The organism is Enterobacter dykesii, from assembly GCF_008364625.2.
GTDB classification, from domain to species: domain Bacteria; phylum Pseudomonadota; class Gammaproteobacteria; order Enterobacterales; family Enterobacteriaceae; genus Enterobacter; species Enterobacter dykesii.
In genome coordinates this window covers 4,071,243-4,083,500 of sequence record NZ_CP126604.1, presented here as the reverse complement: position 1 = coordinate 4,083,500, position 12,258 = coordinate 4,071,243, and the positions used below count along the sequence as shown (strand labels likewise).

The window sequence follows — 12,258 nt, the reverse complement described above, 5'->3', positions numbered from 1 at the left end:
CTTTATTTCATTACGCAAGATTTTCGAAGTATGCCTCCAACGCCTCCAGCTGTACGCTGGCATCCTCTATGGCGTTGAATGTGCGCCGAAACTGGTCATCTGGAGCGTGCTCCTGGAGATACCAGGAGACGTGTTTACGCGCAATTCGGTACCCTTTTGCCTGACCGTAGTGGTCATGCAGTTCCCGAACATGCGAGCAAAGCAAGCGCTTAACCTCTGCCAGAGGCAGCGGGGCAAGCAGCTCCCCAGTGTCCAGATAATGCTGGATTTCCCGGAAGATCCAGGGTCTTCCCTGAGCTGCACGTCCTATCATCAGAGCATCAGCTCCCGTATAGTCGAGTACAGCCCTGGCTTTAAGCGGGTCAGTTATGTCGCCATTCGCGATAATCGGAATGGAAACTTTCTGCTTAACTGCCCGAATGCTGTCGTATTCAGCTTCACCGTTGAACAAACAGGCGCGAGTGCGTCCATGGATGGTCAGGGCCTGAATGCCACAGTCTTCGGCCAGTTGGGCAATCTCTACACAGTTACGGTGTTCCGGCGACCAACCCGTGCGAATCTTCAACGTAACAGGAACGTCCACCGCGCTGACAACCGCCGTCAGGATAGCTTTCACCTGGTCGGGGTATTGCAGAAGGGCTGAACCTGCAAGCTTGCGATTCACCTTTTTGGCCGGGCACCCCATATTGATATCAATAATCTGGGCACCACTTTCCACGTTAATCCGCGCGGCATCTGCCATCTCTTCAGGCACGCTTCCGGCAATTTGCACGGTGCGAATACCTGGTTCATCAACGTGCACCATCCGAAGGCGGGATTTATCGCTTTCCCAAACCTGCGGGTTAGACGACATCATCTCGGATACGGTTAAACCGGCTCCCATCTCATAGCACAGCGTCCTGAACGGCCGGTCTGTAATACCTGCCATTGGGGCTGCGATCAGGCGATTTCTAAGCTGGTGGTGTCCGATGCGCATGAGTTAAGAAATGACCATACTGTGACTGCAAGGCGGCGTATATTACGCATTTTTTGCACGAGATGAAAGGCCAAACTTTGAACAATCCACTGTTGTAGATCAAGGAATCGCCGCCCAATCTTTCCGTTCAAAATTATTCATTATTTAAATCATTAAGTTATATGATAATGGTTATTTTATGGGCGCTTACAATTTCCCGTAACTTCTCATCATTTCTGAATAAATGCCCAGGTGAAGCGGGATAATCTGCTGTTTTTAGCAGCAGATTTCCCTACTTCTTTGCGATCTGCGTCGCATTTTAGAACATGATCGTTATGCGAAAAATGTGTGTTATTCGACCACGACGCGCCCATGCAGCGACTGTACCGGACGGTTATTATCGTGATGCATCGTCTGGGTGAATCTGGCAAGTTGTTCTGCAGAAACCGTCAGGGGCTGTTTAAGCACAATCCAGGTGACGCCTTCTGAACACGGTGGAGTGGTCAGTGAACCGCTAAAGCGCCAGTACGTTTTATCTTTCGGCAGCAGTTTGTTCAGGTTGAGATCCTGTTTGATGGAGACGTTCTGCTCGGCCTGCTGAGGCATAACGCGCCATAGCTTTTCAAGCTCCGGGTTTACGGCCCCTTTATCAAACATGACCGCCACCACCGTCAGTTCCCCGCCGGCATTTTTATGAACCAGATGCATTTCCATCGCGTACCTCTTGCCATGCACGGTGTTTTCGCTCGGCGCGTGGAAATGGAACTGCTGTAACGTCCAGGTTTGCTTATCAAGAGTAAGGGTATCTCGGGTGTTCGCCTGTTCACTTGCCTGAATGGTATGGCCATTGTTTGTCAGCGTAACAGGGCCATCAACGTAGTGGGTTTGTAGCGGGGAGAGATGGGCGTTAGTGGTGGAATCAATATTAATGGGAGACTGGTTCATTCCGCTTTGACAGGTCTTGTATGCCCCGTCCAGCTCACTCCAGTGTTCCGGTGAACCTTCCCCTTCGTAGCTCCAGTGTGATGCGAATGCTGAAGCCGAGATCATGCTCAGCGCCAGCAGCGCTGCCTTGCCTGTAACGTGTGTCATCATATTCTTCCGGTGAATTTTTGTAATACAAATCAACATGATTTGTAGGGTTATTTTACCGAAGAATGACCGGGGGAGAGAGGATTATCAGAGGGGGAGAGGCGTGGTCAGATGACCACGCCAGATTCTTATTTTTTACGGCCGGTGATGCGGCACCACTCTTCTTTTTCCACCACCGGGTCGAGAGCAAAGAGATCGGCGTAGGCTTCACACACGCTGTCGGCCTGGCTCGCCAGGATACCGGAAAGCCCCAGCAGACCGCCCTCAACGGGCAGCACGCTGATTAACGGGGCCAGTTCGCGCAGCGGGCCCGCCAGAATGTTAGCGACCACCACATCGGCTTTCATGGCGTCTGGCTTTGCATCCGGCAGATACAGCTCCAGACGATCGGAGACGCCGTTACGCTCGGCATTATCGCGACTGGCCTGAATCGCCTGCGGATCGATATCGATCCCGATGGCTTTTGCCGCGCCCAGCTTCAGGGCTGCAATCGCGAGGATCCCGGATCCACAGCCGAAGTCGATCACTGTCTTACCGTCCAGATCCAGACCATCCAGCCACTGCAGGCACAGAGACGTGGTTGGGTGAGTGCCGGTACCAAACGCCAGACCCGGATCGAGCATCACGTTGACTGCGCTTTCATCAGGGACGTCGCGCCAGCTCGGGCAGATCCACAGACGTTTGCCGAACTGCATCGGGTGGAAGTTATCCATCCACTCGCGTTCCCAGTCTTTATCTTCCAGCTGTTCGATTTTATGCACGAAACCCGCGCCCAGCAGAGGATGATTCTCCAGAATCGCGACAACCTCTTTCATGTCGGTTTCGGCATCAAACAGGCCAATAACGTCGGTATCACCCCACAGGCGGGTTTCGCCCGGCAGCGGCTCAAAGACCGGCGTATCATGCGTGTCCTGGAAGGTGATAGAGACCGAACCGGCCTCCATCAGCGCATCGCTCAGCTCTTCGGCGTTAGCGCCGGTTGTATTCAGTTTTAGTTGGATCCACGGCATGGCAAAACTCTTTATTTATCAGTAGAAATCATAGCGGGCTGTGGGACGGGCTGACCGAAACGGTTACCCACCACAAACGCCAGTAAACTTAGCAGTAACGAAGGCACAATCGGATGGAAGCCCAGGTACTGAATCTTAAACGTTGCGAGGACGGCGTAAAGCACGCCGCCGACAATCATCGCGCTCAGCGCACCGGCGGCATTCGCGCGCTCCCAGTAGAGCCCTAACACCAGCGGCCACAGGAATACCGCTTCAAGCCCACCAAATGCCAGCAGGTTCAGCCAGATGATCATCTCCGGCGGGCGCCACGCGGCTAACAGTAGCAATGCCCCTAACGCCAGAGTAATAACGGCCGACATGCGCTTCAGGCGTCGTTCATTCTCTACCTGCTCAGGACGCAGGTTCAGATAGAGATCTTTGATGATCGTAGCGGAACTTTGCAGCAGCTGAGCGTTGATTGTCGACATAATGGCGGCCATCGGTGCGGCGAGGAAGATCCCGGCGGCAAATGGCGGCAGCACTTTAACCATCAGGGTTGGGATAACCAGATCGGGTACGGTAAGGTCAGGAATAACTGCCCGACCTAACGCGCCCGCCAGGTGCATACCAAACATCAGGATTGCGACAACGATAGTGCCGATAATGATACCTCTGTGCACGGCTTTGCTGTCTTTGTAAGAGATACAGCGCACGGCGGTATGCGGCAGGCCAATCACCCCAAAGCACACCAACACCCAGAACGAGGTCATAAAGGTTGGCGAAAGGATGTCATCCGCGCCCTGCGGCGAAACCAGTTTTGGATCGATCGCCTCGAGCGTTTCAACCGCATGGCTCAGGCCGCCCGCGGCGTGGACGATGCCGACCAGCAGGACAAGAGTGCCAACAAGCATTACCAAACCCTGCATCGTATCGTTCAGCACGCTGGCGCGGAATCCGCCAAACGCGGTGTAGAGCGCAATGCTGACGCCGAAGATAATCAGGCCTGTCTCGTAGGGGATCCCGGCAGCCGTTTCCAGCAGGCGCGCTCCACCGATAAACTGCACCGTCATTGCGCCAATAAAGGCCACCAGCAGGCTTAAGCTGGCCAGCCACACCAGTAAACGGCTCTGATAGCGAGCAAACAGCATATCGTTGAGCGTCACGGCATTATAACGGCGCGCCAGAATGGCAAATTTTTTACCCAGTATGCCCAGCGAGAGCCAGACGGCTGGAAGCTGGATCATCGCCAGCAGCACCCAGCCTAACCCGTATTTATAGGCTGCGCCGGGTCCGCCGATAAACGAGCTGGCGCTGATGTAGGTCGCGGTCAGCGTCATGGCCAGCACGACGCCGCCCATCGAACGGCTACCCAAAAAATACTCGTTCAGGAAGGTGCCCGTCGTTCTTTTACGCATGGCGTAAACGGATAAACCAAACACCACTAACAGGTAAGCGATAAGCGGCAGAATGACCTCAAGCTGCATCATCGTCCTCCAGCGGAATATCGCGATAGATGAATTTCACCATTGCCCAGCACAGCAGGATGAAGACCAGCGGTACCAGCAAACACGCCATTTCGAACCAGTGCGGCAGGCCGGTTATGCCAATAGCGGAGTCAGGTACGTAAGCAGTTACTAACCATGCAGCGAGATAGAGAAGGGTCAGCCACAGCGCCCAGCGCGCTTCTTTATGGGCCTGAACAAAACGTTTGTCCATTTTTTGTCCCTTGTGGATGAAGAAAGCGGGGATTGTACATGATGGGGCCTGGCGATCCCCAGAAATAAAAAAGGCCGGATTATCCGGCCTTTTAGCAACACAGGTCTCTTACTTCTCGTTCAGACCGAGTTTTTTCTCCAGATAGTGGATATTAGTTCCACCATTCTGGAAGTGCTCATCGCTCATGATGCGCATCTGCAGATCTACGTTGGTTTTGATACCGTCGATGATCAGTTCCTGCAGGGCGTTTTTCATGCGGGCAATCGCCACGTCACGGTTTTCGCCGTAGCAGATAAGCTTGCCGATCATTGAGTCATAGTACGGCGGTACGGTGTAACCGGCGTAGATATGAGACTCCCAGCGCACACCAAAGCCACCCGGCGCGTGGAAACGCGTGATTTTACCCGGGCTTGGCAGGAAGGTGTTCGGGTCTTCGGCGTTGATACGGCACTCTACCGCATGGCCTTTCACCACAACTTCTTCCTGCTTGATGGACAGCGGCTGGCCTGCAGCGATACGCAGCTGTTCTTTGATCAGGTCAACGCCGGTGATCATTTCGGTAACCGGGTGTTCAACCTGAATACGGGTGTTCATTTCGATGAAATAGAACTCGCCGTTCTCGAACAGGAACTCAAAGGTACCTGCACCGCGATAGCCGATATCGACACACGCTTTGGAGCAACGCTCGCCGATGTAGCGACGCAGTTCCGGGGTAATGCCCGGTGCTGGTGCTTCTTCGACCACTTTCTGGTGACGACGCTGCATGGAGCAGTCACGTTCTGCCAGATAGATCGCGTTACCCTGACCGTCAGCCAGCACCTGAATTTCGATGTGGCGTGGGTTTTCCAGGTATTTTTCCATGTACACCATGTCATTGCTGAAAGCGGCTTTCGCTTCTGCTTTGGTCATGGAGATGGACTGCGCCAGTTCAGCATCGCTACGCACAACGCGCATACCGCGACCGCCGCCGCCGCCGGACGCCTTGATGATAACCGGGTAGCCAATGCGTTTAGCATGAGCACGGTTAGCATCCATGTCGTCGGTCAGAGGGCCGTCAGAGCCTGGCACGGTTGGAACACCGGCTTTTTTCATCGCGGTGATTGCAGACACTTTGTCGCCCATCAGGCGGATAGTGTCGGCTTTCGGGCCGATGAAAATGAAGCCAGAGCGTTCCACCTGCTCAGCAAAGTTGGCGTTCTCAGAGAGGAAGCCGTAACCCGGATGAATTGCCACCGCGCCGGTGATTTCAGCGGCGCTGATGATAGCCGGGATGTTCAGATAGCTTTTTACGGACGGAGCCGGGCCAATACAGACCGTCTCATCCGCCAGCAATACGTGTTTTAAATCGCGATCCGCGCTTGAGTGCACAGCGACGGTCTTGATGCCCAGTTCTTTACAGGCACGAAGAATACGCAGTGCGATCTCGCCGCGGTTGGCGATAACAATTTTATCCAGCATGTACGCCTCGTTACTCGATGACGACCAGCGGCTCGTCAAATTCAACCGGCTGACCACTTTCGACCAGAATCGCTTTCACAGTACCTGATTTGTCTGCTTCGATCTGGTTCATCATTTTCATCGCTTCAACGATGCACAGGGTATCGCCTACGTTGACTTTCTGACCCACTTCGATGAACGCCTTCGCGTCCGGGCTCGGGGTGCGGTAGAAAGTACCAACCATTGGGGAACGTACGATGTGACCACTGATTTCTGCTGCAGCGGCAGGTGCGGCTTCAGCTGCTGGCGCAACGGCTGCGGAGAGCGCAGGCTGCTGCACTGGCGCAGCATAAGCTTGCTGCATTACCGGGAAGCTAGCGGCTGGGGCTGCACGGCTGATGCGTACAGACTCTTCGCCTTCAGAAATTTCCAGTTCGGAGATGCCTGATTCTTCAACCAGCTCGATCAGTTTTTTAATCTTACGAATATCCATGAGTGGGTTCCGTACTCTTGTTTAGTGTGATTGTGACAAGCGTTTTACCGCTGTCTGTAAAGCGTATGAATAGCCGTCTGCGCCCAGTCCACAGATAACGCCAGCAGCGATATCCGACAGATACGAATGGTGACGGAACGGCTCTCGGGCGTGCACATTACTCAGGTGGATCTCGATAAACGGGATACCCACCGCGAGCAGTGCGTCGCGGATAGCAACACTGGTGTGCGTAAACGCGGCCGGATTGATCAGGATATAGTCCATATTGTCTTTAGCCTGATGAATACGGTCGATGAGTGCGTACTCCGCATTCGACTGAAAATGATCCAAATCCACATTCAGTGACGCTGCTTCCGTTCCCAGACGGTTAACAATTTCACTCAATGTTAGCGTGCCGTACTTCTCTGGCTCACGGGTGCCGAGCATGTTCAGGTTCGGTCCGTTCAAAACTAAGATATGGAACTTATCAGTCATAATGCCGCTATCTCCTGCGATTTTCGGGTAAAAAACAAAATATACCTTCGAAACGCAAATGTCACCTTTTCAGAGGCTTAAAACCGCTGTCAGGCGAACCAAGGTCGCACATTATAACGATTTCGTAGCATTTAGCAGCTAAATACTGGTCTTATCAGGGAAGATTATCAACCGCTATCCGAAAAAGATTTGCGGTTGACCGGTAATCTGCGGGAAAACGCACAGTTTCGCGAACTATCGCAACCACTGGCGGAACTTCTTGTAACGCCATGCTAAAAGCGCCACGGCCGCTAGTGCATAAAGGATCGGCTGTGGCGAGAGGATCTTCACCGACCACAGGTAATGAATGGGAGCGAGGATCGCGACAAGATAGACGAAGTTGTGCAGAAGCTGCCAGCGCCTGCCCAGTTTTCGCTGCGCATATTGCGTGGATGTCAGCGCTAACGCCAGTAAAACCACCCAGCTCACGATACCTAGCGTCAGATAAGGACGTGTCACCAGTTCGCGGCCAAGCAGTGCCAGATTGTTAATTCCCAGTTCCAGCAGGGCGTAGCTGGTGAGGTGCAGCGTCGCCCAGGCAAAACACCATAGCCCTAACAGCCGACGAGTGCGTATCAATAATGGCTGTTTAGCGTAGCGCGCCAGCGGCGAGACGAGCAAGGTGGCCAGCAAAAATTTCAGAGCCATCCGACCGGTAAAATGCTGGATATCCTTTGCCGGATCTGCGCTAAAAAGCCCCTGGCTGGCGGCCCAGAACAGCCATATAAAAGGAAGTAGCCCGGCCAGATGCAGCAGCACTTTCAGCCAGGTAATCTGTTTTGCCGTTAAACGCACTCAGAAGTTCTCCCGTAAGTTGAGACCACGGTAAAGCGAGGCCACTTCATCCGCATAGCCGTTAAACAGCAGCGTCGGCTGCCGCTTCACGTCCAGCGCACCGCCGGAACCGATAAACCGCTCGGTTGCCTGCGACCAGCGCGGATGATCCACGTGCGGGTTCACGTTGGCGAAGAAGCCGTATTCGTCCGGGGCCGCCAGATTCCACGTGGTTGGCGGACGTTCGCGGGTAAGCTTAATGCTGACGATAGATTTAATCCCTTTGAAGCCATATTTCCACGGTACGGTTAAACGGATGGGCGCGCCGTTCTGCGGCGGAAGCGCTTTGCCATAAACGCCGACGGTCAGCAGGGTGAGGGGGTGCATCGCTTCGTCGAGACGTAGCCCTTCCACATACGGATACTCAAGCCCGCCGCCGATAAACCGATCTTTTTGCCCGGGCATCTCGTCCGGCGCATAGCGCGTCTGGAAAGCGACATATTTTGCGTTGCTGGTGGGCTCAACCATCGCCAGCAGTTTATGCAGCGGGAAGCCGACCCAGGGCACCACCATCGACCATGCTTCCACGCAGCGCATGCGATAGATACGCTCTTCGAGCGGGAAACGGGTGGTGAGATCGTGATGGTCCAGCGTCAGCGGTTTTGCCACTTCGCCATCAATTTTCAGCGTCCAGGGATCGGTTTTGAGGCTCCCCGCGTTGGCGGCAGGATCGGCCTTATCGAGACCAAATTCGTAGAAGTTGTTGTAGCCTGTGACTTTATCTTCCGGCGTGAGCGTCAGCTTGTTTTGCCATTCGGCCGGTTTCGTAAAGGTGAGCGGGGCGCCGGATGGGGCCTTTGGCCGATCGTTGCCTTTAAACCAGTCGAGCAGGTCGGCGTGTGCCGCCGGAGAGAGCGTCAGGGCTGTGGCGCTGATGCCAAGCATTTTCAGGATCTGGCGGCGCTGTAACATAAAGACAGACTCAGACGTTACGTCGGCTTCCGTCAGTTTTCGGTTTTTCATGGCATCCTCCGTCATGCGTTTTTCTAAGCATGACGGAGGAGAGGGATTCGCGCGAATATGTCACGAAAATTTGAAGATTAGGCGATTTTCACCAGCGCACGGCCGTGGAACTGGTTGTCCATGATCTTACTGGCGTATTCCGGCGCCTGGCTGAGGGTTATCTCCGTTGCGCTCTGGGTATAGAAAGATTCCGGCAGATCGCGCACCAGCCGTTCCCAGGCTTGATGACGACGGGCCGGCGGGGTCATCACGGAATCCACGCCCTGCAGGCGTACGTTACGCAGAATAAATGGCATCACGGTGGTTGGCAGGGCAAATCCGCCCGCCAGACCGCAGGCTGCCACGCAGCCGCCGTAGTTCATCTGCGCCAGAACTTTTGCCAGCACCTTATCACCGACGGTATCCACCGCCCCTGCCCAAACCTGTTTTTCCAGCGGACGGGTTTCGGCAAATTCGTCGCGGCTGAGAATGCGGCTGGCGCCAAGCTGGCGCAGATAGTCATGGGTGCTTTCCCGGCCGGAAACCGCAGCGACCTGATAGCCCAGCTTGTGGAGCAGCGTGACGGCCGTGCTGCCCACGCCGCCGCTGGCGCCGGTGACGACAATTTCCCCTGTCTCAGGGCGGATACCCGCATCTTCCAGCGCCATCACGCAAAGCATGGCGGTAAAGCCTGCCGTGCCGACGATCATCGCCTTGCGGCCATCCATGCCTTTCGGCACAGGCACCAGCCAGTCGCCCTTCACGCGCGCCTGCGTGGCCAGCCCGCCCCAGTGATTTTCACCCACGCCCCAGCCGGTGAGCAGTACATGCTGGCCTGGATGGAAGCGCGGATCCTCGCTGGTATGAACCCGGCCCGCGAAATCAATACCGGGCACCATAGGGAAATTTCGGATGATTTTACCCTTACCGGTAATAGCCAGCGCATCTTTATAATTTAAACTGGACCAGTCGATGTCGACGGTTACTTCGCCTTCCGGCAGGCGACTCTCTTCAACCGCCTGCACTGAGGCAAGCGTTTTGCCGTCCTGCTGTTCTAAGATCAAAGCCTGCATACGGGGTCCTCACGACTCATATGATTGGAAAATTATTTCTGAAGACTATACTCGCTCAGGGAAAAGCAGTGCCGATTTAACGCAATAAATTGCCAGATACACCCGATTTGGTAGTATGCCGCATTTGAAATGCAAGTTAGCGCTTACTCGCTACCCCCATCAACCCACGGAGTAATCTCAAGGATGCGATTAACGACGAAGTTCTCAGCTTTTATCACCCTGCTGACGGGGCTTACCATTTTTGTCACCCTTCTGGGCTGTTCCCTGAGCTTTTACACCGCTATTCAGGACAAGCTGGTCAACCGGGTACAGTCTGTGGCATCGGTGATTGATACGCGTCTGCTGACGACGCCCCTACCGGCGCTCACCAGTGAGCTTGATGAGTTGATGGTTCCTGTTGATATTGTTCAGATCGACATTCAGCAGGGAAAGCACCGTGTTTTAAGCCATGAACGACCGGGAAGCTATCGCCCTGCGGGCGTGGTGAGCCAGTATCGGGAAGTGACGGTGCATTCCCTCAAAAATCCGGGGATGACCATACGTATGGTCTATCTCGATCCGATGGCCAGCTATTTCCGATCCATGATGACCACCGCGCCGCTCACCGTCGCGGTGGCGTTTATCGTCCTGCTGATCTTTCTCGCGGTCCGCTGGCTGCGCCGCCAGCTTTCCGGTCAGGAGCTGCTGGAGATGCGCTCCGTACGTATCCTGAACGGTGAACGCGGCCCGCAGGTGCGTGGCTCCGTCCACGAGTGGCCGTCACGCGCCAGCAGCGCGCTCGATACCCTGCTCTCCGAAATCCAGTTTGCCAGCGACCAGCGCAGCCGTATGGATACGCTGATCCGCTCTTATGCCGCGCAGGATAATAAAACCGGCCTTAACAACCGTCTTTTCTTTGATAATCAGCTCGCCACGCTGCTTGAGGATCCGGAAAAAGTGGGGACACACGGGGTGGTGATGATGATTCGCCTGCCCGATTTCGATCTCCTGCGCGACACCTGGGGACAGCGGGCCGCGGAAGAAAACCTCTTTACGCTGATCAACCTGCTCTCCACCTTTATTATGCGCTACCCGGGCGCGCTGCTGGCCCGCTATCACCGCAGCGACTTTGCCGTGCTGTTGCCGCATCGCACGCTGAAGGAATCCGAAAGCATCGCCAGCCAGCTGCTGAAGGCGGTAGATGCGCTGCCGCAGAGCAAAATGCTCGACAGGGACGATATGGTCCACATGGGGATCTGCGCCTGGCGTGGTGGACAATCCACAGAGCAGGTGATGGAACATGCGGAAGCCGCTACCCGCAACGCCGTGTTGCAGGGGGCCAACGGATGGGCGGTTTACGATGACTCGCTGCCGGAAAAAGGGCGCGGCAACGTGCGCTGGCGCACGCTGATTGAGCAAATGCTCAGCCGCGGGGGACCGCGTATTTATCAAAAACCCGCGGTCATGAAAAACGGCAACGTTCATCACCGTGAACTGATGTGTCGTATTTTTGACGGTTCGGAAGAGGTTATCTCGGCGGAATATCTGCCGATGGTGCTGCAATTTGGTCTGTCCGAAGAGTATGACCGCCAGCAAATTACCCGGCTGATTCCGTTTTTATCCTTCTGGCCTGAAGAAAACCTGGCGTTACAGGTCACCGTGGAGTCGTTAATACGCCCACGTTTTCAGCGCTGGCTACGTGATACGTTAATGCAATGCGAAAAATCGCAACGCAAACACATTATTTTTGAACTTGCTGAGGCCGATGTAGGTCAACACATCAGCCGGTTACGTCCGGTGGTGCGTTTGATCAATGCGCTCGGTGCACGTATCGCTGTGACGCAGGCAGGTTTAACGCTGGTCAGCACCAACTGGATCAAGGAGCTGGATGTTGAGTTATTAAAGCTACATCCGGGGCTGGTAAGGAATATTGAGAAGCGTACGGAAAACCAGCTGCTGGTACAGAGTCTGGTAGAAGCGTGCAAGGGTACGCGAACACAAGTATTTGCCACGGGCGTGCGCTCCAGAAGCGAATGGCAGATGTTAACAGCGCGCGGCGTGATGGGCGGTCAGGGGGATTTTTTTGCTGCCTCTCAACCGCTTGACACCAACGTGAAAAAATATTTGCAAAGATACTCTGTTTGACCTGCCGTTTACGCTGTTTTCACGTAGAATATCGCGCCTGTAGCTTTGAGTATGTCGAGCAAAAAGCCAGTGAACGACCTGTAACGGGTT

12 protein-coding genes are annotated in these 12,258 nt (G+C 54.7%); 1 reads left to right on the top strand and 11 read right to left on the bottom strand.

What is annotated here, in order from left to right:
• Nucleotides 1-10: 10 nt before the first annotated feature.
• From dusB to F0320_RS19410, 11 genes are all read right to left on the bottom strand, one after another.
• Nucleotides 11-976, bottom strand: coding sequence for a tRNA dihydrouridine synthase DusB (gene dusB, locus F0320_RS19460; RefSeq protein ID WP_023309409.1), 966 nt, complete (start codon nt 974-976; stop codon nt 11-13).
• Nucleotides 977-1,306: 330 nt separating this feature from the next.
• Entirely contained in the window at nt 1,307-2,047 is a 741-nt protein-coding gene (locus tag F0320_RS19455; protein WP_126329412.1) for a carbonic anhydrase, read from the bottom strand.
• A 128-nt stretch (nt 2,048-2,175) separates the two neighbouring features.
• A complete protein-coding gene (gene prmA, locus F0320_RS19450; RefSeq protein WP_126329172.1) occupies nt 2,176-3,057 on the bottom strand; it encodes a 50S ribosomal protein L11 methyltransferase in 882 nt (293 codons plus the stop codon).
• An 11-nt stretch (nt 3,058-3,068) separates the two neighbouring features.
• The gene (panF, locus tag F0320_RS19445) at nt 3,069-4,520 is read right to left on the bottom strand and encodes a sodium/pantothenate symporter (protein ID WP_126329414.1); all 1,452 of its coding nucleotides are present in this window, start codon (nt 4,518-4,520) and stop codon (nt 3,069-3,071) included.
• On the bottom strand, nt 4,510-4,752 hold the full coding sequence (locus F0320_RS19440) for a YhdT family protein (protein ID WP_126329173.1): 243 nt from the start codon (nt 4,750-4,752) through the stop codon (nt 4,510-4,512). The genes panF and F0320_RS19440 overlap by 11 nt, the downstream gene beginning before the upstream one ends.
• A 108-nt stretch (nt 4,753-4,860) precedes the next feature.
• Nucleotides 4,861-6,210, bottom strand: a complete 1,350-nt coding sequence (gene accC / locus F0320_RS19435; RefSeq protein WP_023333644.1) for an acetyl-CoA carboxylase biotin carboxylase subunit — start codon at nt 6,208-6,210, stop codon at nt 4,861-4,863.
• A 10-nt stretch (nt 6,211-6,220) separates the two neighbouring features.
• Complete coding sequence (gene accB / locus F0320_RS19430) at nt 6,221-6,682, bottom strand: acetyl-CoA carboxylase biotin carboxyl carrier protein (protein WP_010436174.1); 462 nt, start codon at nt 6,680-6,682, stop codon at nt 6,221-6,223.
• Between the two features lie 21 nt (nt 6,683-6,703).
• Nucleotides 6,704-7,156, bottom strand: coding sequence for a type II 3-dehydroquinate dehydratase (gene aroQ / locus F0320_RS19425; RefSeq protein WP_126329174.1), 453 nt, complete (start codon nt 7,154-7,156; stop codon nt 6,704-6,706).
• Between the two features lie 234 nt (nt 7,157-7,390).
• A complete protein-coding gene (gene msrQ, locus F0320_RS19420; RefSeq protein WP_032659655.1) occupies nt 7,391-7,990 on the bottom strand; it encodes a protein-methionine-sulfoxide reductase heme-binding subunit MsrQ in 600 nt (199 codons plus the stop codon).
• Entirely contained in the window at nt 7,991-8,992 is a 1,002-nt protein-coding gene (gene msrP / locus F0320_RS19415; RefSeq protein WP_032659657.1) for a protein-methionine-sulfoxide reductase catalytic subunit MsrP, read from the bottom strand.
• Nucleotides 8,993-9,069: 77 nt separating this feature from the next.
• Nucleotides 9,070-10,044 carry an MDR family oxidoreductase gene (locus F0320_RS19410; RefSeq protein ID WP_126329175.1) on the bottom strand — a complete coding sequence of 325 codons (975 nt, stop codon included), beginning with the start codon at nt 10,042-10,044 and terminating at the stop codon, nt 9,070-9,072.
• A gap of 183 nt (nt 10,045-10,227) precedes the next feature.
• Here F0320_RS19410 and csrD point away from each other — a divergent pair, with 183 nt between their 5' ends.
• Complete coding sequence (gene csrD / locus F0320_RS19405; protein WP_126329176.1) at nt 10,228-12,168, top strand: RNase E specificity factor CsrD; 1,941 nt, start codon at nt 10,228-10,230, stop codon at nt 12,166-12,168.
• Nucleotides 12,169-12,258: the final 90 nt, after the last annotated feature.